Origin of the sequence: Mycobacterium sp. 4858 (genome assembly GCF_900240975.1) — a bacterium.
GTDB lineage: Bacteria > Actinomycetota > Actinomycetes > Mycobacteriales > Mycobacteriaceae > Mycobacterium.
Genome location: NZ_LT968776.1, coordinates 1,670,362 through 1,694,857, shown reverse-complemented (window position 1 = coordinate 1,694,857; position 24,496 = coordinate 1,670,362). Strand labels below are relative to the sequence as shown.

Annotated in this window: 25 protein-coding genes; 15 read left to right on the top strand and 10 right to left on the bottom strand. The window is 70.1% G+C overall.

All coding sequences use genetic code 11. From position 1 onward, the window contains the following. Nucleotides 1-28: 28 nt before the first annotated feature. Complete coding sequence (locus tag C1737_RS16520) at nucleotides 29-1,150, top strand: glycoside hydrolase family 76 protein (protein WP_102418916.1); 1,122 nt, start codon at nucleotides 29-31, stop codon at nucleotides 1,148-1,150. Beyond that, nucleotides 1,147-3,096, top strand: coding sequence for an acetoacetate--CoA ligase (locus C1737_RS16515; protein WP_102418915.1), 1,950 nt, complete (start codon nucleotides 1,147-1,149; stop codon nucleotides 3,094-3,096). The genes C1737_RS16520 and C1737_RS16515 overlap by 4 nt, the downstream gene beginning before the upstream one ends. On the opposite strand, the gene C1737_RS16510 is transcribed toward C1737_RS16515, so the two are convergent. Then, nucleotides 3,055-3,756: a DedA family protein gene (locus C1737_RS16510; protein ID WP_102418914.1), complete on the bottom strand. Its 702-nt coding sequence runs from the start codon at nucleotides 3,754-3,756 to the stop codon at nucleotides 3,055-3,057. The two genes, C1737_RS16515 and C1737_RS16510, sit on opposite strands and share 42 nt — an antisense overlap. A 58-nt stretch (nucleotides 3,757-3,814) precedes the next feature. Between C1737_RS16510 and fbaA the strand changes: the two genes are divergently transcribed. Then, nucleotides 3,815-4,849, top strand: coding sequence for a class II fructose-bisphosphate aldolase (fbaA, locus tag C1737_RS16505; RefSeq protein ID WP_067920655.1), 1,035 nt, complete (start codon nucleotides 3,815-3,817; stop codon nucleotides 4,847-4,849). Between the two features lie 87 nt (nucleotides 4,850-4,936). Here the strand turns inward: fbaA and C1737_RS16500 are convergent, their stop codons facing one another. Next, a complete protein-coding gene (locus C1737_RS16500; RefSeq protein WP_068091637.1) occupies nucleotides 4,937-5,767 on the bottom strand; it encodes a hypothetical protein in 831 nt (276 codons plus the stop codon). A 124-nt stretch (nucleotides 5,768-5,891) separates the two neighbouring features. On the opposite strand from C1737_RS16500, the gene C1737_RS16495 reads away from it, so the two are divergent. Next, a complete protein-coding gene (locus C1737_RS16495; RefSeq protein WP_102418913.1) occupies nucleotides 5,892-6,305 on the top strand; it encodes a DUF3151 domain-containing protein in 414 nt (137 codons plus the stop codon). Here the strand turns inward: C1737_RS16495 and C1737_RS16490 are convergent. From C1737_RS16490 to C1737_RS16480, 3 genes are read right to left on the bottom strand one after another with little or no spacing between them, the layout of a single operon-like run. Beyond that, the gene (locus C1737_RS16490; RefSeq protein WP_102418912.1) at nucleotides 6,302-7,198 is read right to left on the bottom strand and encodes a cation diffusion facilitator family transporter; all 897 of its coding nucleotides are present in this window, start codon (nucleotides 7,196-7,198) and stop codon (nucleotides 6,302-6,304) included. The genes C1737_RS16495 and C1737_RS16490 overlap by 4 nt on opposite strands. 40 nt (nucleotides 7,199-7,238) lie before the next feature. Next, nucleotides 7,239-8,012 (bottom strand): site-2 protease family protein, encoded by a 774-nt coding sequence (locus C1737_RS16485; RefSeq protein WP_067920614.1) that lies wholly within the window; start codon nucleotides 8,010-8,012, stop codon nucleotides 7,239-7,241. A gap of 9 nt (nucleotides 8,013-8,021) precedes the next feature. Next, nucleotides 8,022-8,669 carry a peptidase M50 gene (locus C1737_RS16480; RefSeq protein ID WP_102418911.1) on the bottom strand — a complete coding sequence of 216 codons (648 nt, stop codon included), beginning with the start codon at nucleotides 8,667-8,669 and terminating at the stop codon, nucleotides 8,022-8,024. A gap of 311 nt (nucleotides 8,670-8,980) precedes the next feature. Between C1737_RS16480 and C1737_RS16475 the strand changes: the two genes are divergently transcribed. From C1737_RS16475 to C1737_RS16450, 6 genes are all read left to right on the top strand, one after another. Continuing rightward, the gene (locus tag C1737_RS16475; protein WP_067920621.1) at nucleotides 8,981-9,859 is read left to right on the top strand and encodes a histidine phosphatase family protein; all 879 of its coding nucleotides are present in this window, start codon (nucleotides 8,981-8,983) and stop codon (nucleotides 9,857-9,859) included. A gap of 254 nt (nucleotides 9,860-10,113) precedes the next feature. Next, entirely contained in the window at nucleotides 10,114-11,412 is a 1,299-nt protein-coding gene (locus C1737_RS16470; RefSeq protein WP_067920610.1) for an adenylosuccinate synthase, read from the top strand. Continuing rightward, nucleotides 11,409-12,047 (top strand): PaaI family thioesterase, encoded by a 639-nt coding sequence (locus tag C1737_RS16465; RefSeq protein WP_102418910.1) that lies wholly within the window; start codon nucleotides 11,409-11,411, stop codon nucleotides 12,045-12,047. The genes C1737_RS16470 and C1737_RS16465 overlap by 4 nt, the downstream gene beginning before the upstream one ends. Nucleotides 12,048-12,091: 44 nt before the next feature. Next, nucleotides 12,092-13,306 (top strand): formate-dependent phosphoribosylglycinamide formyltransferase, encoded by a 1,215-nt coding sequence (purT, locus tag C1737_RS16460; RefSeq protein WP_102418909.1) that lies wholly within the window; start codon nucleotides 12,092-12,094, stop codon nucleotides 13,304-13,306. Between the two features lie 40 nt (nucleotides 13,307-13,346). Beyond that, nucleotides 13,347-13,781: a rhodanese-like domain-containing protein gene (locus tag C1737_RS16455; protein ID WP_067920605.1), complete on the top strand. Its 435-nt coding sequence runs from the start codon at nucleotides 13,347-13,349 to the stop codon at nucleotides 13,779-13,781. Further along, nucleotides 13,778-15,004 carry an O-succinylhomoserine sulfhydrylase gene (locus tag C1737_RS16450; protein ID WP_068097869.1) on the top strand — a complete coding sequence of 409 codons (1,227 nt, stop codon included), beginning with the start codon at nucleotides 13,778-13,780 and terminating at the stop codon, nucleotides 15,002-15,004. The genes C1737_RS16455 and C1737_RS16450 overlap by 4 nt, the downstream gene beginning before the upstream one ends. Before the next feature lie 8 nt (nucleotides 15,005-15,012). Here C1737_RS16450 and C1737_RS16445 read toward each other — a convergent pair whose 3' ends face one another. Beyond that, nucleotides 15,013-16,392 (bottom strand): NAD(P)/FAD-dependent oxidoreductase, encoded by a 1,380-nt coding sequence (locus tag C1737_RS16445; RefSeq protein WP_102419983.1) that lies wholly within the window; start codon nucleotides 16,390-16,392, stop codon nucleotides 15,013-15,015. Between the two features lie 369 nt (nucleotides 16,393-16,761). Here C1737_RS16445 and C1737_RS26730 point away from each other — a divergent pair, with 369 nt between their 5' ends. Then, a complete protein-coding gene (locus tag C1737_RS26730) occupies nucleotides 16,762-16,929 on the top strand; it encodes a hypothetical protein (RefSeq protein WP_158243973.1) in 168 nt (55 codons plus the stop codon). Nucleotides 16,930-17,012: 83 nt separating this feature from the next. Here the strand turns inward: C1737_RS26730 and C1737_RS16440 are convergent, their stop codons facing one another. The 4 genes from C1737_RS16440 to C1737_RS16425 are packed head-to-tail and all read right to left on the bottom strand — an operon-like array spanning nucleotide 17,013 to nucleotide 19,950. Continuing rightward, nucleotides 17,013-17,633, bottom strand: a complete 621-nt coding sequence (locus C1737_RS16440; RefSeq protein WP_068097884.1) for a hypothetical protein — start codon at nucleotides 17,631-17,633, stop codon at nucleotides 17,013-17,015. Beyond that, nucleotides 17,630-17,989 carry a helix-turn-helix domain-containing protein gene (locus C1737_RS16435; RefSeq protein WP_067920599.1) on the bottom strand — a complete coding sequence of 120 codons (360 nt, stop codon included), beginning with the start codon at nucleotides 17,987-17,989 and terminating at the stop codon, nucleotides 17,630-17,632. The genes C1737_RS16440 and C1737_RS16435 overlap by 4 nt, the downstream gene beginning before the upstream one ends. 13 nt (nucleotides 17,990-18,002) lie before the next feature. Further along, complete coding sequence (locus C1737_RS16430) at nucleotides 18,003-19,187, bottom strand: acyl-CoA dehydrogenase (RefSeq protein WP_068097867.1); 1,185 nt, start codon at nucleotides 19,185-19,187, stop codon at nucleotides 18,003-18,005. Nucleotides 19,188-19,203: 16 nt separating this feature from the next. Next, nucleotides 19,204-19,950, bottom strand: a complete 747-nt coding sequence (locus C1737_RS16425) for an SDR family NAD(P)-dependent oxidoreductase (protein ID WP_102418907.1) — start codon at nucleotides 19,948-19,950, stop codon at nucleotides 19,204-19,206. Between the two features lie 68 nt (nucleotides 19,951-20,018). On the opposite strand from C1737_RS16425, the gene C1737_RS16420 reads away from it, so the two are divergent. The 4 genes from C1737_RS16420 (at nucleotide 20,019) to C1737_RS16405 (ending at nucleotide 24,158) form a co-directional block, all read left to right on the top strand. Continuing rightward, on the top strand, nucleotides 20,019-20,381 hold the full coding sequence (locus tag C1737_RS16420; RefSeq protein WP_067920592.1) for a DUF3054 domain-containing protein: 363 nt from the start codon (nucleotides 20,019-20,021) through the stop codon (nucleotides 20,379-20,381). A gap of 3 nt (nucleotides 20,382-20,384) precedes the next feature. Beyond that, the gene (locus C1737_RS16415; RefSeq protein ID WP_068097864.1) at nucleotides 20,385-21,248 is read left to right on the top strand and encodes an SAM-dependent methyltransferase; all 864 of its coding nucleotides are present in this window, start codon (nucleotides 20,385-20,387) and stop codon (nucleotides 21,246-21,248) included. A gap of 129 nt (nucleotides 21,249-21,377) precedes the next feature. Then, nucleotides 21,378-23,612: an MMPL family transporter gene (locus C1737_RS16410; RefSeq protein ID WP_102419982.1), complete on the top strand. Its 2,235-nt coding sequence runs from the start codon at nucleotides 21,378-21,380 to the stop codon at nucleotides 23,610-23,612. 42 nt (nucleotides 23,613-23,654) lie between these two features. Beyond that, the gene (locus tag C1737_RS16405) at nucleotides 23,655-24,158 is read left to right on the top strand and encodes a GNAT family N-acetyltransferase (protein WP_197516405.1); all 504 of its coding nucleotides are present in this window, start codon (nucleotides 23,655-23,657) and stop codon (nucleotides 24,156-24,158) included. The last annotated feature ends 338 nt before the right edge of the window (nucleotides 24,159-24,496 follow it).

The window sequence follows — 24,496 nt, the reverse complement described above, 5'->3', positions numbered from 1 at the left end:
ATTTCAGTATGAGGCAGGATCGGGGACTATGGATCAGCTATGGGCCAACCGGGCGGCCAGCTCCGAAGCCGCTGTCGCGCAACGACACCTGAAACGGCTGTGGGGGCTGCCCGGGACCCAGCTCGGCGTGGTGGGGTGGCCGTCGACTCGCCGGGACCGGATGTTCGGGACCTGGCACTACTGGTGGCAGGCGCACCTGCTGGATTGCCTTGTCGACGCGCAGCTGCGTGACCCGCAACCGCAACGGCACACCAGCATCAACCGGCAGGTCCGCTCGCACCGGCTGCGCAACAACGTCCGCTGGACCAACAACTACTACGACGACATGGCCTGGCTGGCGCTGGCGCTGGAACGCGCCGCCCGCATCGCCGGCGTCGAGCGCCACCGCGCCCTGCCCAAGCTGGCCGAGCAGTTCCTGGACGCGTGGGTGCCCGAGGACGGCGGCGGCATCCCGTGGCGCAAGGGGGAGCAGTTCTTCAACGCCCCGGCCAACGGCCCGGCGGGGATCTTCCTGGCCCGCTACGGCGGCCGGATGCGGCGCGCCCAGCAGATGGCCGACTGGATCGACGAGACCCTGATCGACCCGGAGACCCACCTGGTGTTCGACGGCATCAAGGCCGGCTCCCTGGTCCGCGCCCAGTACACCTATTGCCAGGGCGTGGTGCTCGGCCTGGAAACGGAGCTCGCGGCACGCACCCACGACGACCGGCACGCACCCCGGGTGCACCGGCTGGTCGCGGCCGTCGCCGAGCACACGGCGCCCGCGGGCGTGCTGGCCGGCGCCGGCGGCGGGGACGGCGGCCTGTTCTCCGGCATCACCGCGCGCTACCTCGCGCTGGTCGCCACCACCCTGCCGGGCGACTCGGCCGAGGACGCCGCCGCCCGCGACACCGCGCGCCGGATCGTGCTGGCCAGCGCCAAGTCGGCGTGGGACTACCGGCAAACCGTGGACGGGCTGCCGCTGTTCGGCCCGTTCTGGGACCGCGACGCGCAGCTACCCACACCGGCCGGCGAGGAGGCCCGGTCCGTCGACGGTGCGGTGAACAGTTCCGAGGTCGCCGAACGGGACCTGTCGGTGCAGCTGTCGGGGTGGATGCTGATGGAGGCCGCCTGTAACGTCACCGCCGTGACCGCAGGGAGCGCGACATGACGGAGCCGGGCGGCTGGATTCCCGACGAGACCGCGCTGGCCCGGGCAAACGTCACCCACTTCATGGCGTGGCTCGCCGACACCGGTCGCGGCCACTACGGCGACTACCACGCGCTGTGGCGCAAGTCCGTCGAGGACATCGAGTGGTTCTGGGACGCCGTGTGGCACTACTTCGACATCCAGGCCGCCAGCCCACCCCGCGCGGTGCTGGGCAACCGCGCGATGCCCGGCGCCGAGTGGTTCCCCGGCGCCACGCTCAACTACGCCACCGAGATCTTCCGGCACGCGACCGACGAGCGGCCCGCCATGATCGTCGTCGGCGAGGACGGCGCGTGCGAGTGGTCCTGGGCGCGGCTGCGCCGCGAGACCGGCGCCTTCGCGGCCTACCTGCGTGGCCTCGGGGTGCGGCCCGGGGACGCCGTCGTCGGGTACCTGCCCAACGTCGCCGAGGCCGCCGTCGCCGCCCTGGCCGCCGCCAGCGTCGGCGCCATCTGGGCGGTGTGCAACCAGGACGTGGCCGTCGACGGCGTGATCGCGCGGCTGGGCCAGGTCGAGCCGGCCGTGTTGGTGGCCACCGACGGCTCGGTGTACGACGGCAAGCGCATCGACCGGCGCGCGGAGCTGGACACGATCCGGCGCGCGATGCCCAGCCTGCGGGCCACCGTGGTGGTTCCGCGGCTCGGGCTCGAGACCGACGGCGAGACCGTGCCGTGGGCGGCGGCGACGGGCTCGGACGCCGAGCTGGAGATCACCCCCGTCCCGTTCGCGCACCCGTTGTGGGTGATGTTCTCCTCCGGCACCACCGGCAAGCCCAAGGGCATCGTGCACGGGCACGGCGGCACCGTGCTCGAGCACCTGAAATACCTGAACCTGCAACTGGAGCTGTACGCCGGCGAGCGCTTCCTGTGGTACTCGTCAACCAGCTGGATGATGTGGAACCTGCTGCTGTCCGGGCTGCTGGCCGACACCACGATCGTGCTTTACGACGGCAGCCCAACGCATTTGGGCACCGACGGGCTGTGGCGGGTCGCCGCCGAGTCCGGCGTGAACGTGCTCGGCGCCGGCGCGGGCTACCTGCTGGCCTGCGCCAAGAAGGAGCTCAAGCCCGGGGCGACGTACCCGCTGGACGGGCTGCGCGCCGTGGGTTCCACCGGTTCACCGCTGCCCGCGTCCGGATTCCGTTGGGTCCAAGAGGGGCTCGGCCGGCCGGTCCCGGTGATGTCGATGAGCGGCGGCACCGACGTCTGCACCGCCTTCATCGGCGGCTGCGCGATCCTGCCGGTGGTGGCCGGCGAGCTGTCGTGCATCTGCCTGGGCGCGGCCATCGAATCCTGGACGGGCCCAAACCATCCCGTGATCGGGGAAGAGGGCGAGCTGGTGATCACCGAGCCGATGCCCTCGATGCCGGTGTTCTTCTGGAACGACGACGACGGCAGCCGGTACCGGGCCGCCTACTTCGAGAAGTATCCGGGGGTGTGGTGCCACGGCGACTGGATCACCATCACCGACCGGGGATCCGTTGTGGTGCACGGCCGTTCGGACGCCACCCTGAACCGGATGGGCGTGCGGATGGGCAGCGCGGAGATCTACACCGCGGTGGAGGGGATGCCCGAGGTGGGCGACTGCCTGGTGGTCGGGGTCGAGCAGGACGACGGCGGGTACTGGATGCCGCTGTTCGTCGCCCTGACCGACGACGCCCAGCTCGACGAGGAGCTGAAGTCCAGGATCGTGGCGGCCATTCGGCGGCACGCGTCCCCGCGCCACGTGCCCGACGACATCCTGGCCGTTCCGGGCATCCCGCGGACGCTGACCGGCAAACGGCTGGAAATCCCGATCAAGCGGATCCTGCTGGGCTCGGCGCCGGCCGAGGCCGTGCAGCAGAGTTCGATCGACCGGCCGGAACTGCTAGACGCTTTCGTTGCGTACCGCAGAAGTCGGGTGTCCTGAGCCGGGCTCCTGCCCGCCCCGCCGCCGGCCCCGGTAGCTGCGCCAGGCCGCGATGAACACCGGCGTCAGGGAGACGACCAGGATCACCAGCAGGATCTTCTGCAGGTTGTGGTGCACGAACGGCACATTGCCCAGGAAGTAACCCGCCAGCGTCACTCCGCCGCCCCACAGGGCGCCGCCGACGATGTCGAAGCCCAGAAACACCGGGTAGCGCATGTAGGACACCCCGGCGACCGGCGGGACGAACGTCCGCACGAACGGTGCGAAGCGCGCCAGGATGATCGCCCACGGCCCGTATTTCTCGAAGAATGCGTGCGACTCGGTCACGTAGTGCTTCTTGAAGAACCGCGAGTCTTCCTTCTTGAACAGCGCCGGCCCGATCCGGCGGCCGATGAAGTACCCGGTCTGATCACCCAGGATCGCCACCGTGGCCACGGCGGGGGCGAGCACCCAGATGCTGGCCGGCGGGTTCGGACCTGCGGCCAGCAGACCGCCGGTGAACAACAGCGATTCGCCGGGCAGCAGCGGGAACAGCAGGCCGGTCTCGATGAAGACGATGATCAGGATGCCGGGCAGCACCGCGGACCCGAAGACGCCGTCGGCGCCCAACCAGTACATCGGGTCGAAGATGTGGGGCAGGGCCGTCACCGTGGTGCTCACGATGCTTCAACATACCGGTGTTGCGATACTGGATGGGCCTACTGGCCAGGAGGAGCCCATGCCCATCGCCACGCCCGAGGTCTACGCCGAGATGCTGGGCCGCGCCAAGGAAAACTCGTACGCTTTCCCCGCCATCAACTGCACCTCCTCGGAGACGGTGAACGCGGCGATCAAGGGCTTCGCCGACGCCGGCAGCGACGGCATCATCCAGTTCTCCACCGGCGGCGCGGAGTTCGCCTCCGGGCTGGGGGTCAAGGACATGGTGACCGGCGCGGTGGCGCTGGCCGAGTTCACCCGAGTCGTCGCGGCCAAGTACCCGGTCCACGTCGCGTTGCACACCGACCACTGCCCCAAGGACAAGCTGGACAGCTACGTGCGCCCGCTGCTGGCCATTTCGGCCCGGCGGGTGGCGGCGGGTCAGGACCCGCTGTTCGGATCGCACATGTGGGACGGCTCGGCTGTGCCGATCGACGAGAACCTGGCCATCGCGCAGGCTCTGCTCAAGGAGGCGGCGGCCGCCAAGATCATCCTGGAGATCGAGATCGGCGTCGTGGGCGGCGAGGAGGACGGCGTCGCCCACGAGATCAACGACAAGCTGTACACCACGCCGGAGGACTTCGAGAAGACCATCGACGCGCTGGGTCACGGTGAGCACGGCAAGTACCTGCTGGCCGCGACCTTCGGCAACGTGCACGGCGTCTACAAGCCCGGCAACGTCAAGCTGCGCCCGGACATCCTGGCCCAGGGGCAGCAGGTGGCCGCGGCCAAGCTCGGCCTGCCCGAGGGGGCGCAGCCGTTCGACTTCGTCTTCCACGGCGGGTCCGGCTCGCTGAAGTCGGAGATCGAGGAGTCCCTGCGCTACGGCGTGGTGAAGATGAACGTCGACACCGACACCCAGTACGCGTTCACCCGCCCGATCGCCGGCCACATGTTCAGCAACTACGACGGCGTGCTCAAGGTCGACGGCGAGGTGGGCGCCAAGAAGGTCTACGACCCGCGCAGCTACCTCAAGAAGGGCGAGGCGTCGATGTCCCAGCGGGTGGTGGAGGCCTGCGAGGATCTGCACTGCGCCGGAAAGTCCCTGGGCAGCTAGCCGCCCGCCCAACGTGAAGCTAGCTTCACACTCGGCGCCCAACGTGAAGCTAGCTTCACACTCGGCGCGAGGCCCGCGGCGATCACGCTAGCCGCTGGGCGACTGGCAGATCTTCCACTGATCGTCGCGGTACTGCAGGTCCAGGCTGCGCGTCGAGCGCAGGGACGGGTCGTACGCCATGAATGTGGTGACGTTGGCCTCGGCGTGCTGGCCGTTGACCACCACCTGGTCGATGCTGGCGATCACCGGATACTGCTTGGCCGCCGAGACGCGGCGGTAGGTCTCGTCCCACTGGTGCTCGTCGTAGTCGGCATACCCGTCGCGGGTGGTGCCGCAGGTGATGGTGCGCAGCGTGGTCAGGTCGCCCTTCTGGATGGCGGTGTCGAAGCTCTGGATGGTGGTCCGAACCTGGTCCTCCTGCGACACTTTGGTGTGCTTGCCGCGGGTGAGCAGGACCGTGCCCAGGATCGCGATCGCGGCCAGCGCCAACACGATCAGCACCAGCGCCAGCACCCAGCCCCAGTTGAACTGCCGCGAGGTGCGCAGCTTCGCGCCGAGACGAGGTGGGATCGATTGCGGCACAGCGGGTTTGGGAAGCATGCCGGCCTGTGCGGGCATGCCCTCCGGCGGTGAGGCGAAGACCTCGGTGGCGGGCTCCGGCGTGGTGGCGATCACCGTGGTCTCTTTCGCGTCGAAACCCGGCGCGGTGAAGCGGCGTTCGCGCTGCGCGCCGTCCGCGTCCCCCTCGGGGTGCGTCGGATCGCCGCCCGATTCGGGTCTGATCACCACGGTCTCGGTCTCGGAGTCGCTCGGTACCAGCGGGACGCTCTCGGTCGCGTCCTCGCCTGATGGCGCGGCCCATTCGTGCCCACGCGGATTCGGCGTGCCGCCGCGGTCGGGCTCGGGTGGCTGGGGCATGAGTACGGCTGTCCTCCGCTATCGGGTGGGGTAGTTGGAGAGCTTAGCGACCATCCCCCCTGGATGGGGTGACGGTAGAGGTCCGGCGGCCCGGCGAAACGGGGCGGCTGGGAGTATAGGAGCCATGACGCCGACGCGAGACCTGCTGGGACCCGACCCGACCCTGCTGCCGGGCGATCCCGACGCCGAGGCCGAACTGCTCGCCGGCGAGAAGCCCGCGATCGTCGCCGCGGCGCACCCGTCGGCGTCGGTGGCCTGGGCGGCGCTGGCCGAGCAGGCGCTGGCCGACGACCAAGCCGTCACCGCCTACGCGTACGCCCGCACCGGCTACCACCGCGGCCTGGACCAGCTGCGGCGAAACGGCTGGAAGGGCTTCGGTCCCGTCCCGTACGCGCACCAGCCCAACCGCGGGTTCCTGCGCTGCGTGGCCGCGCTGGCCCGTGCCGCCGACACGATCGGCGAGTCCGACGAGTACCAGCGCTGCCTGGACCTGCTCGACGATTGCGACCCCGCGGCGCGCCCGGCGCTGGGCCTCTAGAAAGTCTCCGAACACCCCGCGTCGTCCGGGGCGTCGATCTGGACGGTGGCGTGCTGCAGCCCGCGGGCCGACAGCACCGCCCGGGCGTCCTGCAGCACCCGCGCGGAGTCGCCGTCGCTCCGTAGGTGCGCGGTGCACATGTCCTTGCCGGGCGACAGCGTCCAGACATGCAGATCGTGCACCTCGGTCACGCCGTGGAGGGCGCCCAGCGCCGAGCGCAGCTCCTCGACGTCGATGTGGGTCGGTGACGATTCGGAGAGGATGCGCAACGCGTCGCGGGCCAGCGAGATCGCCCGCGGCAGCACCCACAGCGCGACCAGCACGGCGACCACCACGTCGGCGTAGGGCCAGCGCGTCGTCACGGTGACCACACCGGCGATCAGCACGCCCAGGCTGCCGACGCTGTCGGCCACCACCTCCATGTAGGCGCCCTTGACCGCCAGGCTCTGCCCCGAGTGGGACCGCAGGAGCAACGCGACCACCAGGTTGGCCAGCAGCCCGGCCAGCGCGACCACGATCATCGGCACGCCGGGGATCGACGGGGTCTCCCTGAGCCGTTGGATCGCCTCCCAGAGGATGAACAGGGCCACCCCCATCAGCAGCCCGGCGTTGGCGACCGCGGTGAACACCTCGGCCCGGTGCCAGCCGTAGGTCCGCGACGGCGACGAGCTGCCGCGGCGGGCCAGCGTCACGGCGGCCAGGCCCATGAAGACGGCGACGACGTCGGTCAGCATGTGGCCGGCGTCGGCCAGCAGTGCGATGGAGTTGATCAGCAACGAGGTGGTCAGCTCCACCACGAAAAACGCCGCCAATATCGCGGCGGCGATGATCATGCGGGGAATGAGCCGGGACCCGTCGGTCTCGGCGGGACTGTGATTGTGACCGGCGCCCATGCCGTGCAATATATGCGGACTCACGCATATATGGCAAGAGTCAGATCCAGCGGCTCCAGAAGCGGGTCAGCAGGTTGCCGGCGGACACCAGCCAGGGCTGCACGCCGGAGAATTCGAAGAGCCAGAGCACCAGCTGGAAGAACCAGTGGCTGGCCGGCAAGAGCAGGAACAGCACGATGACAAAGCCCCACTGTTTGGCCGGCGCCACCGCGCGCTGCGTCTGGGGGCTCAGGTGCGGCTCCAGGGCGTCGTACCCGTCCAGGCCCGGGATGGGCAGCAGGTTCAGCACCAGCGCCGTCAGCTGCAGGAACCCCAGGAACGCCACCCCGGCCCACAGCACCTGGTGGAACGGGTCGTAGAACAGCCGCGTCAGCGCCAGCAGCAGCACCGCCAGCACCAGGTTGGCCGCCGGGCCCGCCAGGCTGACCATGGTGCGGCGGTTCGGCGTCATGAACCAGGTCCGCACGTACACCGCGGCGCCGGGCAGGCCGATCCCGCCCAGCGCGATGACCACCATCGGCAGCAGGAGCGACAGCGCGGGATGGCTGTAGCGGCGCGGATCCAGCGTCAGGTACCCGCGCACCGCGGCGTCATGGTCGCCGAATCGCCAGGCGGTCACGGCGTGGCCGAATTCGTGCAGGCACAGCGACACCAGCCAGCCGGCGATGACGAACGTGAACACCCCGAAGTACGCCAGGGGCCGCACGGTGCTGCCGGCCAGCCACGCCAGCGCGCCGCCGGCCGCCGTCAAGGCCAGCAGGGCCAGGAAGATGGGGCTGGGGCGCACCGATTCGCGCCGGGCGGGCTGGTTCACCGGTCGAAACTATCGGACCGCCAGCCAGCCTTCGACGTTGCGGTAGAACGTCGACCGGCGCGCCGCGCGCGGCGCGCGCACGCCGTCGCGCACCACGGTGGCCCCGGTGCTGCCCAGCTGGGCCGCGCGGCCCGCGACCCAGCGCCGCCGGCCCGTCGCGACCCGGGCGCGCAGACCCGGCACCGCCAGTGTCGGCTCGATGTCGACGGCGCGGACGTCGCCGTCGAACAACACGGCGTCGTCGACGACCGCCTCGCCGTGGATGAGCGGCTCGCCCTCCGGCGGCGCCCAGCCGGCCCGCCCGACGACCACCGACCCGGTTTCGTCGCGGAGCAGGATCGCCCGCCGAGGGGCTCCCCGCCGGGCGCGACGCGCCGCGCGCCACCCGGCGGGCAGGCGGTAGATCCGGGTCGCGCGGGTGCGGCGCCGCGGCACGTAGGCCACCTCGACGTCGAGCCGGCCGGCGCGCAGCAGCCGGGTCAGCACGGTTGCCAGGTCGGCGTCGGCGCCGATCACCACCAGCCGTCGGTGCGGCCCGATCGCGGCGTCCACGTCGGCCGCACCGGCGACGCGGTGGGCGGGTGAACCGGTCAACGACCGGGGCGCGCGTCGATCACCGAACAGCAGCACCGCTACGGCGCGATCTTCTTGTCTCACCAGTCGATACCCTTGTCGCTCAACGTTTCTCACCCGCTCACCGGCCAGACCCTGTGGGCGCGGGAAGATCTCGTCATAACGACACAGTCACAACATCGTTTCGGACTGCGAAAGTTGTTGCGCCACCGCCTGGTAGCAACCGGATACTTTACTCCTGCCACGGGGTCAACGAATGGGTGGCCAAGAGAACGGAGTACTGCCATTCGCCGCCTCACCGCCCTCTTCTCAATCGCGCGAACCGCGCCGCCGCTGTCTGGTACCGGCCCGGCGCGCGTCCATTGCTGACGAAGCAACTCCGCCGTGCCGGCGCCCTGGCGCTTTCGGCCGTCCTGTTGTGCGTCGGGCCGGCGAAGGCCTCGGCCGACGAATCGATCGTGATCGACTTGGTGCGGCATGGCCAGTCGGAGGCCAATGCGGCGCGCGTGATCGACACGGCGGTGCCCGGAACGTTACTCACCGCACTCGGCCAGGAACAGGCGCAGAACGTCGGCAATGCGCTGGCCGCGCAGGGCCCGTTCGCCGGGATCTTCGCGTCACAGTTGATCAGGACGCAGCAGACGGCGGCGCCGTTGGCCGCCACGCTGGGGATGAATGTTCAGGCACTGCCCGGCCTCAACGAGATCGACGCCGGCATTTTCAATGGCCGACCGCAGTTCAGCCTGGCGGGGTTGGTCTACCTACTGGGTCCGGTGGCGTGGCTGCTGGGGCTGCGCATCGTGCCGATGCTGGCTCCCGGCTCCACCGACACCAACGGCTTCGAATTCCACAACCGGTTCAACGGCGCGCTGCAAACGATGTACGGCAACGCGGTCACCGACGCGAGCCGCTTCAACGACTCCCTGCAAACGATGTACGGCAACGCCATGGCCAACCCGGTCCGGACCGCGGGCGGCACGATCACCGAGGTGGCGTTCTCCAGCGAGTTCGCGATCGGCGTCGGGACCATGATGAGCGTCAAGAATCCCGACCCGCTGCTGCTGCTCTTCGACCCGCTGCCCAACGCCGGCATCGTCGTGATCCGGGGCAACCCGCACGATGGCTGGAGGCTGGTCAGTTGGAACGGGAAACCGGTGTGGCCGGGCTGGGCGGCCAAGAGGACCGGCCGTGACCCCAAGCAGCCCCTGTGCCTGATGTTGGACGAGCCGACCGCCGGCGGTGTATGCGCTGCTCAACCGTCCGTGACGCCGTGAGCCGGGGCTGTCCGGGACACGTGTGGTGATCAAACGGCCCTTGGCGCGGGTACGTCGCCGCCCGACGTTTAGGATCGCCACGTGAGCGCGGCAAGCGAAGATGCCTCCAGCTACGCGCACGGTCCCGGAGTGGTCAACCGGGACGCTGGTGCGAGGCGGCGGCTCGAGCCACCGGGTGATGCCGCAAACCGTTGCAGCGCTGCAAGATACGGCGCGTTGCCAGTAGAACCACAGTAAGCAGGCGGGAGCAAGTCATGCCGGCAATCGTCCTCATCGGCGCCCAATGGGGCGACGAGGGCAAAGGTAAGGCGACCGACCTGCTCGGCGGTCGCGTGCAGTGGGTGGTGCGCTACCAGGGGGGCAACAACGCCGGTCACACCGTCGTCCTGCCCAACGGCGAGAACTTCGCCCTGCACCTGATCCCCTCCGGGGTGCTGACCCCCGGCGTCACCAACGTCATCGGGAACGGGGTGGTGGTCGACCCCGGGGTCCTGCTCGACGAGCTGAAGGGCCTCGAGGACCGCGGCGTGGACACCACCAAGCTGCTCATCTCCGCCGACGCCCATCTGCTGTTGCCCTACCACGTGGCCATCGACAAGGTCACCGAGCGCTACATGGGCAACAAGAAGATCGGCACCACCGGCCGCGGCATCGGGCCGTGCTACCAGGACAAGATCGCCCGCCAGGGCATCCGGGTCGCCGACGTGCTCGACCCCGAGCTGCTCACGCACAAGGTCGAGGGCGCGCTGGAGCTGAAGAACCAGATCCTGGTCAAGATCTACAACCGCAAGGCACTGGACCCGCACCAGGTGGTCGAGGCCCTGCTGCAACAGGCCGAGGGCTTCCGCCACCGCATCCGCGACACCCGGCTGCTGCTCAACACCGCGCTGGAGGCCGGCGAGACCGTGCTGCTCGAGGGCTCGCAGGGCACGCTGCTCGACGTCGACCACGGCACGTATCCCTATGTGACGTCGTCGAATCCGACCGCGGGCGGCGCGGCCGTCGGGTCCGGCATCGGGCCGACCCGGATCACCACCGTGCTCGGGATCCTCAAGGCCTACACCACCCGGGTGGGCTCCGGGCCGTTCCCGACCGAACTGTTCGACGAGAACGGCGAATACCTGTCGAAGACCGGCGGCGAATTCGGCGTCACCACCGGCCGGCGCCGCCGCTGCGGCTGGTTCGACGCCGTCATCGCCCGCTATGCCACCCGGGTCAACGGCATCACCGACTTCTTCCTGACCAAGCTCGACGTGCTGTCCAGCCTGGAAACCGTGCCGGTCTGCGTCGGCTACCGGGTGGACGGCATGCGTATGGACGACATGCCGATGACCCAGAGTGAACTGGCGCGTGCCGAACCGATCTACGAGGAGCTGCCGGGCTGGTGGGAGGACATCTCGGCGGCGCGCGAATTCGACGACCTGCCCGCCAAGGCGCGCGACTACGTGCTGCGGCTGGAAGAGCTTGCGGGGGCGCATGTTTCGTGCATCGGCGTCGGCCCGGGCCGGGAACAGACGATCGTGCGCCGCGACGTCCTGGCGGCCCGCGCGTGACGGAGCCGGATCCCAAACAACTCGACCCCGAATACGAACACCACGGCGGCTTTCCCGAATACGGTCCGGCCAGCCCGGGCCCCGGGTTCGGCCGCTTCGTCGCCGCCATGCGCACTTTGCAGGACCTCGCCGTGTCCGCCGACCCCGGTGACGATGTGTGGGACGACGCGGCCGACCGCGCCGCCGCCCTGGTGCGGCTGCTCACGCCCTTCGAGGCCGACGAGGGCAAGGCGCCGGCCGGCCGGACGCCCGACCTGCCCGGCATGGGCAGCCTGCTGCTGCCGCCATGGACGCTGACGCGCTACGCGCCGGACGGGGTCGAGATGGCCGGGTACTTCAGCCGGTTCCACGTCGGCGGCAACCACGCCGTGCACGGCGGCGTGCTGCCGCTGCTGTTCGACCACATGTTCGGGATGGTGTCGCACGCCGCGGGGCGGCCGATCAGCCGGACGGCCTTCCTGCACGTCGACTACCGCAAGGTCACCCCGATCGACGCGCCGCTGGTGGTGCGCGGCCGCGTCACGAGCACCGAGGGCCGCAAGGCGTTCGTGGGTGCCGAACTCCTCGACCGCGACGACACGGTGCTGGCCGAGGCCAACGGGCTGATGGTGCGGCTGCTGCCGGGTCAGCCCTAACGCGGCCAGGTCGGCCACCCGCGCGACCGACCTATCCTTGAGCGGTGACTGACGGCCCGACCGAAGGACAAGACGACAGGACGACGGTGCTCGCCGTGCCCCCGCAAGCACCGGCCGAGGGGGCCGGTGCCGGGCCGCGAGTGGTGTTGCTGGGTTCCGGGGAGCTCAGCCGCGAACTGGCGATCGCCCTGCGGCGCCTCGGCGCTCGGGTGATCGCCGTCGACGGGCACGCGGGCGCGCCCGCGCACGGGGTCGCCGATCAGTCGCTGGTCGTCCCGATGGCCGATGCCAACGAGCTGACCGCCGCGGTCCGGGGGCTGCGGCCCGACGTCGTCGTCACCGCGACCGACGCGGTCGCCGGCCAGGCGCTCGAGGCCCTCGAGGGTGCGCACACGCAGTTGGTGCCCGGCGCCCGCGCCGTGCGGCTCACCGGCGACCGGGAGGGCCTGCGCCGGCTGGCCGCCGACGAGTTGGGGCTGCCCACGGCGCCGTTCTGGTTCGTCGGCTCCGTCGCAGAACTCGAGGCGGTGGGCGCCCACGCCGGTTACCCGCTGCTGGTCAAGCCGGTGCACGCGGCCGCGGGCGGGGCGCCGTCGGTGGCGTCGGGACCCGACGACATCGGGCCGGCCTGGCAGCGCGCGACCTCAGGCCCGGCGGACCAGCACCGGGTACTGGCCGAAACCGTGGTGGAGGTCGAGTTCTACGTCACCCTGCTCGCGGTCCGCAGCGACGGGCCCCACGGGCCGGTGATCGAGTTCTGCTCGCCCATCGGCCATCGCGGCGGCCACGCCGACGCGCTGGAGTCGTGGCAACCGCAGAAGATGAGCGAGGCGGCGATGGATGCCGCCAGATCGATCGCGGCGCGGATCGTCAAGGCGCTCGGCGGGCGCGGCGTGTTTGCCGTCGAGCTGATGATCAACGGCGACGAGGTCTACTTCGCCGACGTTGCGCCCGGCCCCGCCGACAGCGCCTGGGCGACGGTGCGCAGCCAGCGGCTGTCGGCGTTCGAGCTGCAGGCCCGCGCCATCCTGGGCCTGCCGGTGGACACCATGATGATCTCGCCGGGCGCGGCGCACCGGGTGCAGCGGGCAGACGCGTCGGCCCACGCGCTGGCGCGGGCGCTGAGCGTGCCCGAGAGCGACCTGCGCGTCGTCGGGCGGGGGTTCCAGGCGCTGGCGACGGCGCCGGAGGTGGCGGCGGCGCGCGACCGCGCCCGCGAGGTCGCCAGCCGGCTGGCCGCGCGCGACCCCGCGCACTGAGTTATCCCCCGCTGCGGTGACCTCGTTACGATTCGGGGTCATGAGCACAGAGCGCCCGGGTTCCTACGCCGGAGACATCACGCCCCAGCAGGCATGGCAGCTGCTCAACGACAATCCGGATGCGGTGCTGGTCGACGTGCGCACCGACGCCGAGTGGCGGTTCGTCGGCGTGCCAGACCTGTCCAGCCTGGGTCGCGAGGTGGTGTTCATCGAGTGGAACACCTCCGACGGCAGGCTCAACGCCAACTTCACCGACGAGCTGCGCGATCGCGTGCCTGACGCCGAGGCCGAGCGGCCGGTGGTCTTCCTGTGCCGCTCGGGCAACCGGTCGATCGGCGCGGCCGAGGCCGCTACCCGGGCCGGCATCACCCCGGCCTACAACGTGCTGGACGGATTCGAAGGCCACGTCAACGCGGCGGGGCAGCGCGGGGAATCGGGCTGGCGCGCCATCGGATTGCCCTGGAAGCAGCTGTGAGCTCCCCGCCGGGGGACTCCGTCCGCACACCCAAGGCGCTGCCCGACGGCGTCAGCCCGGCCACCATCGGCGTGCGCGGCGGGCTGTTGCGCTCGGGGTTCGACGAGACCGCCGAGGCGATGTTCTTGACGTCCGGCTACGTCTATTCCTCGGCGGCCGTCGCGGAGCGCTCGTTCACGGGCGAGCTGGACCACTTCGTGTACTCGCGGTACGGGAATCCGACCGTGTCGATGTTCGAGGAGCGGTTGCGCCTCATCGAGGGCGCGCCCGCGGCGTTCGCCACCGCGAGCGGCATGGCGGCGGTGTTCACCTCGCTGGGCGCGCTGCTGGCGGCCGGGGACCGGTTGGTCGCCTCGCGCAGCCTGTTCGGGTCGTGCTTCGTGGTGTGCAACGAGATCCTGCCGCGCTGGGGTGTCGAAACAGTGTTCGTCGACGGCGACGACCTGGCGCAGTGGGAGGAGGCGCTGTCCGTCCCCACCCAGGCCGTGTTCTTCGAGACGCCGTCCAACCCGATGCAGTCGCTGGTGGACATCGCCGCGGTGGTCGAGCTCGCGCACGCCGCGGGGGCGAAGGTGGTGCTGGACAACGTCTTCGCCACGCCGCTGTTGCAGCAGGGCATTCCGCTCGGCGTCGACGTGGTGGTGTACTCGGGCACCAAGCACATCGACGGCCAGGGCCGGGTGCTCGGCGGCGCCATCCTCGGCGACAAGGAGTACATCGACGGCCCGGTGCAGAAGCTGATGCGGCACACCGGACCGGCGCTGAGCGCGTTCAACGCCTGGGTGTTGGTGAAAGGACTTGAGACGCTGGCCATCCGGGTCCAGTACAGCAATTCCTCGGCGCACCGGATCGCGGAATTCCTGCAGACCCACCCGGCGGTGAGCTGGGTGCGCTACCCGTACCTGCCGTCGCACCCGCAATACGACCTGGCCAAGCGCCAGATGTCCGGCGGCGGGACGGTGATCACCTTCGCGCTCGACTGTCCCGAAAGCGCCGCCAAACAACGGGCCTTCGAGGTGCTGGACAAGCTGCGGCTGATCGACATCTCCAACAATCTGGGCGACGCCAAATCCCTTGTCACACATCCCGCCACCACCACCCACCGCGCGATGGGCCCGGAGGGCCGCGCCGCGATCGGCCTCGGGGACAACGTGGTCCGGATCTCCGTGGGGCTCGAGGGCACCGACGACCTGATCGCCGACATCGACCAGGCATTGACCTAGTCCGGGAGCTAACCGGCCTGTTTCTCGGCCGCCTCGATGCGTTCGGCCGCCGCCAGCGTCCCCTCTTGTGCCTGTCGCTCCACCCAGTCCACCACCGGCCGGGCGTACATCATCTGGCTGGTGATCGCCATCTGGCCGCGGGTGCGCCCCAAAAAGGAGATGCCCCAGGAGAACATGGCGGCTAGGCGGTTGCGGAACCCGACCAGGTACAACAGGTGCAGCAGCAGCCACGCCAACCAGGCGATGAAGCCCCCGAACTCCAGCTTGCCGACCTTGGCGACGGCGCTGTACCGCGAGATGAGGGCCATGCTGCCCTTGTCGAAGTACTTGAACGGCTTGCGGTTGGCCGGATCGTCGGTGCCCTTCGCCGCCTGCTTGATCAGCGTGGTGACGTAGTGCGCCCCTTGGATCGCGCCCTGGGCCATCCCCGGGACGCCGGGCACGGACATCAGGTCGCCGACGACGAACACGTAGGGGTGGCCCTTGACGCTGAGGTCGGGCTCGACGATCACGCGTCCGGCCCGGTCGGTCTCGGTGCCGTCGGACTGCTCGGCGACCATCTTGCCCAGACCGCTGGCCTGCACGCCGGCCGCCCACACCTTGCACGCGCACTCGATGCGCCGCTCGGTGCCGTCCTTCTCCTTGACCGTGATGCCCATGTAGTCCACCGCGGTGACCATCGCGTTGAGCTGGATCTCGACACCCATCTTCTCCAGCCGACGGTGCGCCTTGAGGCCCAGGTTCTCGCCCATCGGCGGCAAGACCGCCGGCGCCGCGTCGAGCAGAATGACCCGGCATTCGCTGGGCGTGATGGTCCGGAACGCCCCGGCCAGGGTGCGCTCGGCGAGCTGGACGATCTCGCCGGCCAGCTCCACACCCGTCGGCCCGGCGCCCACGACGACGAACGTCAGCCGGCGCCGCCGTTCCTCCGGGTCGGTGGCCACCTCAGCGGCCTCGAACGCACCGAGGATGCGGGCCCGCAGCTCGAGGGCGTCGTCGATGCTCTTCATGCCGGGCGCGAAGGCGGCGTACTCGTCGTTGCCGAAGTAGGACTGCTGGGCGCCGGCGGCCACGATCAGGCTGTCGAACGGCGTGACCGTCTGCATGCCCATCAGGTGCGACGTGACGGTCTTGGCGGTCAGGTCGATCCCGCTGACCTCGCCCCACAGCACCCGGACGTTCTTCTGCCGCCGCAGGATCAGGCGGGTGGTCGGGGCGATGTCGCCTTCGGACAGGATGCCGGTGGCGACCTGGTACAACAAGGGCTGGAAGAGGTGAGTCGTGGTCTTCGAGACCAGGGTGACGTCGACGTCGGCGCGTTTGAGCGCCTTCGCGGCGTTCAGGCCACCGAACCCGCTTCCGATGATGACGACGCGATGACGAGACATGCTCACCCCTTATTGGCCGTGTCGTTCTGGACGCTGAATGTACGTCCACCGTACGACTTCGACCGGGCGAATGACACGGCGCGGCCCGAACCGGCGAGAGAGCCCACAGAACCGGCTGTGCCACTGGACAATCCGGCACGAACTGTGGGCAAACGAATTGGGCCGCGCGAATGAAGCGCGACCCAATTCGTCACCTTGCCGCTATTGGCAGGTCAAGGACGGACCGCAATCAATCGTTATCGGCGTCGTACAACCCGAAGCCGCGCAGACGGTGAAGCCGAGCATCGCTGCGAGAAGGATTTTTCCGGTCAATCGTGACACAACACCACCCCGTTCCTGGAGGACAATTCGCTGGTTACTGATTGCCCGATGGCGGAAGTGTACGTTGTGATGGCAGGTCCGCGAACGGATTTCGAAAAATGCGCGCGCCGACTGTTCGGCGCGAGTGCCATGGGGCGTGCCGAATCAATTGAATTCAATGCGCCCGAACAACGGACCGCATCGATTGCGGCCATCGGCGAGATTCGCCGATGGTGAGCCCGCCCTTCGCGGCACGGGACGGCGGCAGCGTGGATCTACGGCCAATTCGTCACGCGCGCAGCATCTTTCGCACCCGTCCGCTAGAACGGCCACCCGTTGGAGTTGTCCTTGAACTTGCCGTTGACGGCGGTGCAGAAGTCGTCGGCGGTGCCGGCCAGCAGGACGTAGTAGGTCTCGCCGCGGCGGCTCTCGTAGGTGTTGGGGGTGCTCCAACCGCTGTTGCAGGCCGAACTCTGGGCGCCGGCCGTGGCCCGGCGCCAGTTCGTCTTGGCGCAGCCCACCAGCCCGTCGACGTTGGGTGTCGCGCTCTTGGCGGCGACCACCATCGCGCCTCCCCATTGCCCGTCGCTGCGCCGATAGGCGCGCGCCCCGAACCCGGCATTGTTGGTCTGGCAGGCCAGCGCCCGGCGCATGAGCGAGAAGGGCGCGGCCAGTTGCTGATTGGCGCTACCTGCGGCGGCCGTGATGAATTGGGCGGCGTCCGAGCCGTCGACCTCTTGCACGTTGGGGGTGCCGAAGCTGAACAGCTGCGCCGCGATGCCGGCGTTGCTGCCGCCGCCGATGATCGGCCCGCCGCCGGTCGACGTCATCGGGGGCAGCGCGGCGGTGGGGTCGGCGCCGGCCGGCGGGACGCCGGCAGCCGCGGCACCCAGGGCCAGCGCCAGCGTCGCGACCAGGCTGCGGAGCGCGGTGCCTGTCATGCCTTCCATTCCAGCACGTGCGCGTAGTCGGCGCGACGGTTCTCGCACACCAGGGCGTCGAGCACGTGGCGGGTCTGCAGCCGGATGTACTGCTCGCAGGTGTGGACCGGCCCGAAATGCCAGTGCTTGAGCGCCCAGCCGTGGGCGAGCAGCAGCTCTTCCTTGCCACCGAAGTAGGTGTAGATGAGGCCGACGCTGACCTTGGCCTCGGCGGCCAGGTCCTGCATGGACGTCTGGTGGAAGCCGTGCGTTTCCATCGCCTTGACCGCGGCGTCGAGCAGCTGGCGTCGGCGCGCGGTGGTCCGGGCCGCGCGGACGGCCTCCTGTAGCGGAAGCTCGCCGTAATCGAGGGCCATGTCCTTCCCGCTCTTACCGGAAGGCGTCGCTGCCGGTGAAGGCCTGGCCGAGGACCAGCTGGTGCATCTCGGGCGTGCCCTCGTAGGTGAGCACCGACTCCAGGTTGACCATGTGCCGGATCACCGGATACTCGAGCGATATCCCGTTGCCGCCCAGGATCGTTCGTGCGGTCCGGCAGATCTTGATGGCCTCGCGGGTGTTGTTCAGCTTGCCGAAGCTCACCTGCTCGGGGCGCAGCCCGACGCTGTCCTTGAGGCGGCCGAGGTGCAGCGAGAGCAGTTGACCCTTGTGCAGTTCCACCGCCATGTCGACCAGCTTGGCCTGGGTCAGCTGGAATCCGGCGATCGGGCGCCCGAATTGCGTGCGCTGCATGGCGTAGTCGAGGGCGGCCTGCCAGGCCGACCGCGCCGCGCCCATCGAACCCCAGATGATCCCGTACCGCGCCTCGGACAAACACGACAGCGGTCCCCGCAGGCCTTTGGCCTCCGGCAGCATCGCGTCGGCGGGCAGGCGCACGCCGTCGAGCACCAACTCGCTGGTGATCGAGGCCCGTAGCGACAGCTTGTGGTGAATGGTGTTGGCGGAGAAGCCCGGCGTCTTGGTGGGGACGATGAAACCGCGGACCCCGTCGTCGGTGGTGGCCCACACGACCGCGACGTCGGCGACCGAGCCGTTGGTGATCCACAGTTTGCGGCCGTCCAGCACCCAGTCCGAACCGTCGCGCCGCGCACGGGTTTTCATCGCGGCCGGGTCGGATCCCACGTCGGGTTCGGTCAGCCCGAAGCAGCCCAGCAGCTCGCCCGACGCCATCGCGGGCAGCCACTCCTGTTTCTGTTCCTCGGACCCGAAGTTCCAGATCGCGAACATCGCCAGCGAACCCTGCACCGAGACCATCGACCGCAGGCCGGAGTCGGCGGCCTCCAGCTCCACGCAGGCCAGGCCGTAGTGCACCGCCGAGGCCCCGCCGCAGCCGTAGCCCTCCAGGTGCATGCCCAGCAGTCCGAGCTGGCCGAATCCCTTGGCGAGCTCGCGGACCGGCAGGTCGCCGATCTCGAACCACTCCGCGATGTGCGGGGCGACGTGCTCGGCGCAGAACCTCCGTACGGTGTCGCGCAGCGCGAGCTCGTCGTCGGACAACGAGGCGTCCAGGCCCAGCGGGTCGTACCGGTCGAAGGCGGGAGGTTTGTGGGTGCTCATGGGTCTCAGCCTGCCACTAACCCGCCATCGTCAGGCCGCCGCTGACGCTGATCACCTGTCCGGTGATGAACGACGCGGCGGGCGAGGCGAAGAACAGCACGGGTGCGGCGACCTCCTCGGGCCGGGCCAGCCGGCGAAACGGGATGGCTTTGACCAGCGCCTCTTTCAGCTTCTCGGGCTGGGCGTGGAACAGCGGCGTGTCCGTCGGGCCCGGGCACACGCAGTTCACCGTGATCCGGTGGCGGGCCATCTCCCGGGCCAGCGATTTGGTCAGCGCGATCACCCCGCCCTTGGCGCCCGCGTAGATGGATTCCCCGGCGCTGCCGACGCGGCCCGCGTCGCTGGCGACGTTGACCACGCGGCCTCCGCCGTGGGTGTCGATCATCCCCGGCAGGAACGCGGCGCAGACGTGCACCGGCCCGAGGTAGTTGATCGCGACCACCTTGGCCGCGAATTCCGGTGTGGCGTTGAGGAATTGGTCGGTGCGGTCCCAGCCGGCGGCGTTGACCACGATGTCGGGGCCGCCGGCTTCGGCGTGGGTGGCGTCGCGCAGGGCGTCGACCCGGGCCGGGTCGGCGACATCGACCGGCAGCGCGGTGACCAGGTCGCGGTGCTGCTCGGCGGTGGCCGCCGCGGCGGCCTCGTCCAGGTCGGCGGCGATCACCCGGTCGCCCTGTGCGGCGAACGCCAGCGCTATCGCCCTGCCGATGCCCGAGCCGGCGCCGGTCACGAGCGCGAGGCGCCCCGGTGAATGCACGTTCATTGCCGACGAAGTTAGGTTCACCGCGGTGGCGGGGTCAAGGACGGCGCCCGCCCCGGTAGTCTCGCGACATGCGACGGCTGGTGTGGCTGGGCCTCGACGTCATCGGTGTGGTGGTCTTCTGCGCCGTCGGCCGCCGCAGTCACGACGAAGGGCTCAACATCACCGGCGTCGCCACCACCGCCTGGCCGTTTCTCACCGGCACCGTCGTCGGGTGGCTGGCATCCCGCGCCTGGCAGCGCCCCACGGCGGTGGTGCCGACCGGGGTGGTGGTCTGGCTGTGCACCGTCGTGGTCGGCATGGCGTTGCGCAAGGCCACTTCCGCGGGTGTGGCGGCCAGTTTCGTGGTGGTGGCGGCCTCGGTCACCGCGTTGTTGCTGCTCGGCTGGCGAGCGATCGCCGGGCTGGCCCTGCGGCGCCGGTCCGGCGCCTGACCCATGGCGGCGACGGTGGGCGTTGCGGTGACCGCGGCATTCGGCGCGGCCGCCCGGGCCGTCGCCACCAACAAGGGCCTGCTGAGCGATCCCTTCGCCGAACCGTTGTTGCGCGCCGCCGGCGTCGACCGCCTCGTGCGGGTGATCGACGACGACCGGTTCGCCGCGGACGACATCGCCGGCCCGCGGTTCCTGGACATCTGCGCGGCCTGGTGCCGGTCCGTCGACGAGTTCGCCGCCGAAGCCGGGAGGGCGGGCCTGCGCCAGGTGGTGATCCTGGCGGCGGGGCTGGATACCCGCGCCTACCGGTTGTGGTGGCCGCCCGGCACGACCGTCTATGAGATCGACCGGCCCGAGGCGCTCGACTTCAAGTCCGGGGTGCTGCGCGGGCTGGGCGCCGAACTGACCGCGAGCCGGCGCGCCGTCGGCGTCGACCTGCATCGGGATTGGCCGGCCGCGCTGCTGCGGGTCGGCTTCGACGCCACCGCGCCCGCGGTGTGGATCGCCGAGCAGTTGCTGATCGGCTACCTGACGCCCGACGTGCAGGACCGGGTGCTGCAGGGGGTCACCGCGATGAGCGCCCCAGGCAGCCGGTTGGCCGCCGACCACATGCCGACGTGGACGCCCTTGCAGCTGGAAGCGGAGCGGTCGTTCGTCGAGGGGTGGCGCCGCCGCGGGTTGGACGTCGACCTGGCCAGCCTGACCCATGCGGGGCAGTACCACCATGTCCCCGACTACCTGGCCGCCCGCGGCTGGGAGACTGTGCGGCGCAACGACACCGGCCTGCCGGGCGGCGTGGTGTCACCGCTGAGGCGGGGCGGCGGCACCGAGTTCGTCCCGGAATACCTCACCGCGACGCGCGCCTAGCCGGTGCACGGCCTCCGTTAAGTTGGTTAACGGTTAATTAACTTAAATTCGTTGCCCGGATCGGTGAACCCCGTGCGGCCTGACGTCGTAACACGCTTTGTGAGCCGCGACGAGAAGGGGCCCGAGCCCATGCTGACGCGACTGGCCCTGATCGCCATCTCCGCCCCGCGACGGGTGATCGCGGGGGCGATCGTCGTCGCCGTCCTGGCCGCCGTCTTCGGTGTCCCGGCCGCGGCGACCCTGCCCGGTGGTGGATTCCTGGACCAGACGGCCGAATCGGCGCGCGCGGCGGCCATCCTGGGGGAGAAGTTCGGCCAGGGCGACATGGAGATGACGCTGCTGGTGAGCTCACCGGGCGGCGTCAACGAAGGTCCCGCCCGGATCGTCGGCGAGGACATCATCCAGCAGCTGGCCCGCTCCCCGTTCGTCGCCCAGGTGGCATCCCCCTGGAATGCGCCGCGGCCCGGATTGATCAGCGCCGACGGCAGGTCCGCACTGATCGTGGCCGCGCTCAACGGCGGGGAAGGCGGCGCGCCGAAGCACGCCCGGGAGCTGGCCGACCGGCTGGCGCGCGACCGCGACGGCGTGACCGTGCAGGCCGGCGGGATGGCCATGATCTACGAAGAACTCAACCGGCAGACCGAAAATGACCTGCTACGAATGGAATTCGTGGCCATACCGTTGAGTTTCGTCGCGCTGGTATGGGTCTTCGGCGGCCTGCTCGCCGCCGCGCTGCCGATCCTGGTCGGCGGCTTCGCAATCCTGGGCGCGCTCGCGGTGTTGCGCGCGGTGGCGGTGGTCGCGGACGTATCGATCTTCGCCGTGAACGTCGCGGTGGCGCTGGCCTTGGCGTTGGGCATCGACTACACCCTGCTGATCATCAGTCGCTACCGCGACGAGCTGGCCGAGGGGCGGTGCCCCAACGAAGCCCTCGCACGCACCATGGCCACGGCCGGGCGCACCGTGCTGTTCTCCGCCATGACGGTGGCCCTTGCGCTTTCGGCGCTGGTGATCTTCCCCATGTACTTCCTGCGGTCCTTCGCCTACGCCGGCGTCGCGGTGGTGGCGTTCGCGGCGCTGGCCGCGATGGTGATCGCACCCGCGGTGATCGTCGCGTTGGGAGACCGGCTCGACGCGCTCAACGTCTGGGACTTGGGGCGCAGGCTGTTTCGGCGCCCACCGCCGCCCCCGGTCGCGATCGAACAGACCTTCTGGTACCGCACGGCCACCCTTGCCATGCGGCACGCGCTGCCGGTCGGCCTGGCGATCATCGCCCTCCTGCTGGCTCTGGGCGCACCGTTCCTCGGCATCAAATGGGGTTATCCCGACGATCGGGTGCTGCCGGCGTCATCGTCGGCGCGCGCCGTCAGCGACCGGATCCGGCAAGACTTCGGTGCCGACGCCGCGACCACGGTACGGGTGGTCATCGCGCACACCGAGGGCCTGACGACGGGCGAGCTCGAAGAGTATGCCGCGCGGCTGTCGCGGGTTCCCGACGTGTCGGCGGTATCCTCGCCGACGGCCACCTTCGTCGCCGGCGAGCGTAAGGGGCCGCCGTCCGTCCCGGCCGGCCTGGCGGCCGGGAGCGCCTATCTGACGGTGGCCAGCGGTGCGCCGTTGTATTCCGCGGCCTCCGACGCTCAGCTGGACCGCTTGCACGCGATCGCGTTGCCCGGGGACCGGCGGGCCGAGATGACCGGCATGGCCCAGATGAATCGCGACTCGGTGCAGGCGATCACGTCGCGATTGCCCCTGCTGTTCGGCTTCGTCGCGTGCGTCACGCTGGTGCTGCTCTTCGCCCTCACCGGCAGCGTGGTGCTGCCCGTCAAAGCGGTGCTGCTCAACATGCTGTCGCTGACCACCGGCTTCGGCGCTTTGGTGTGGATCTTCCAGGACGGGCATCTGGGGGCGTTGGGCACCACCCCGACCGGCACCCTGGTCGCCAACATCCCGGTGTTGATGTTCTGCATCGCATTCGGATTGTCCATGGACTACGAGGTTTTCCTGCTGGCCCGCATCCGGGAGTACTGGCTGGAGTCGCCGCGCACACGGTCCGACAACGACGAGAGCATCGCGTTGGGCGTCGCCCGGACGGGCCGGATCATCACGGCGGCGGCGCTGTTGATGTCGATCTCGTTCGCGGCCCTGACGTCCGCGGACGTCTCGTTCATGCGGATGTTCGGAGTGGGGCTTACCCTTGCGGTCCTGGTGGACGCGACCCTGGTGCGAGTGCTGCTCGTCCCGGCCTTCATGCACGTGTTCGGTCGCCTGAACTGGTGGGCGCCCGCACCGCTTGCCCGGCTCCGCCGCCGGGCGGACGCCCGGCTGCCGGACGCCCCACGCGCGGCCGACCCGGTCGGGTGAGCCGAGCGGAATGCGCCGCGTCAGGGGGCGTTGGATGGTGACGTGGTGCACCCATCAAGCCGGCTGCGGTTCGTGTCGGCCACCCACGATGATCCGTTGGCGCAGCCGCTGCTGGCCGAGTTGGCCGACGAGTACGCGCAGCGCTACGGCGGCACGCCGAGCACGCACCTGTCCTGGCTCCCCGTGCCGGCGACCGAGTTGGCGGCGCCGGACGGCGGCCTGCTGATCGGCGTGCTCGACGGCGTGCCCGTCACCGGCGGCGCGTTCCGGCGCTACGACGCCGAGACCGCCGAGCTCAAGCGGATCTGGACCGACCGCACCCAGCGGCGCCGCGGTTACGCCCGGGCCCTACTGGCGGCGCTCGAGACCGAGGCCGCCGCGCGCGGGTACCGGCGGCTCTACCTGATCACCGGTAACCGGCAACCCGAGGCCGAGGCGCTGTACGACGCGGCCGGCTACGTCCGGGTGCCCGCCGACCCGCTGCCGTCCTGGGGGCCGTTCGTCCCGATCGCGTTCGAGAAGTGGCTGGTTCGCGACGGTCAGTGAGTTCGCGGCGCCTACATGATGACGGCCACGCCCCGCCGATCTCGAACACGGCCGCCACGGCGAATAGCACGATCGACTTTGCAAGCGTCACAGGGGATTCCCTCGTAAGTGGGCGCGGCACCGGGGTGCACGGGTGCACGCCGCCATCGGTCCGAGCGATGCTATCGGTCAACGCGTTTCGACGCATGTTTGCTGAACTCGCTGCCTGCGCCGCCACGCTGGCGGACGGGCATCGCGAGGAGATCGCAGCCTGGCCCGCGAAAGCATGGCGTAAGTCACGCCCGATGAAGGCCCTTCGGCTCTAGGTAACCCACCGCGGAGCTGGGGATTCTAACGAG

Coding starts and splice junctions, on each gene's coding strand:
- C1737_RS16445 (WP_102419983.1), bottom strand. CDS start 16,392: ATGTCTCGTCATCGCGTCGTCATCATCGGAAGCGGGTTCGGTGGCCTG.
- C1737_RS16415 (WP_068097864.1), top strand. CDS start 20,385: ATGGCGGCGACGGTGGGCGTTGCGGTGACCGCGGCATTCGGCGCGGCC.
- C1737_RS16435 (WP_067920599.1), bottom strand. CDS start 17,989: ATGGCCCTCGATTACGGCGAGCTTCCGCTACAGGAGGCCGTCCGCGCG.
- C1737_RS16500 (WP_068091637.1), bottom strand. CDS start 5,767: ATGCCCCAGCCACCCGAGCCCGACCGCGGCGGCACGCCGAATCCGCGT.
- C1737_RS16490 (WP_102418912.1), bottom strand. CDS start 7,198: ATGGGCGCCGGTCACAATCACAGTCCCGCCGAGACCGACGGGTCCCGG.
- C1737_RS16495 (WP_102418913.1), top strand. CDS start 5,892: ATGACGCCGACGCGAGACCTGCTGGGACCCGACCCGACCCTGCTGCCG.
- C1737_RS16455 (WP_067920605.1), top strand. CDS start 13,347: ATGAGCACAGAGCGCCCGGGTTCCTACGCCGGAGACATCACGCCCCAG.
- fbaA (WP_067920655.1), top strand. CDS start 3,815: ATGCCCATCGCCACGCCCGAGGTCTACGCCGAGATGCTGGGCCGCGCC.
- C1737_RS16420 (WP_067920592.1), top strand. CDS start 20,019: ATGCGACGGCTGGTGTGGCTGGGCCTCGACGTCATCGGTGTGGTGGTC.
- C1737_RS16470 (WP_067920610.1), top strand. CDS start 10,114: ATGCCGGCAATCGTCCTCATCGGCGCCCAATGGGGCGACGAGGGCAAA.
- C1737_RS16515 (WP_102418915.1), top strand. CDS start 1,147: ATGACGGAGCCGGGCGGCTGGATTCCCGACGAGACCGCGCTGGCCCGG.
- C1737_RS16410 (WP_102419982.1), top strand. CDS start 21,378: ATGCTGACGCGACTGGCCCTGATCGCCATCTCCGCCCCGCGACGGGTG.
- C1737_RS16440 (WP_068097884.1), bottom strand. CDS start 17,633: ATGACAGGCACCGCGCTCCGCAGCCTGGTCGCGACGCTGGCGCTGGCC.
- C1737_RS16425 (WP_102418907.1), bottom strand. CDS start 19,950: ATGAACGTGCATTCACCGGGGCGCCTCGCGCTCGTGACCGGCGCCGGC.
- C1737_RS16430 (WP_068097867.1), bottom strand. CDS start 19,187: ATGAGCACCCACAAACCTCCCGCCTTCGACCGGTACGACCCGCTGGGC.
- C1737_RS26730 (WP_158243973.1), top strand. CDS start 16,762: ATGGCGGAAGTGTACGTTGTGATGGCAGGTCCGCGAACGGATTTCGAA.
- C1737_RS16520 (WP_102418916.1), top strand. CDS start 29: ATGGATCAGCTATGGGCCAACCGGGCGGCCAGCTCCGAAGCCGCTGTC.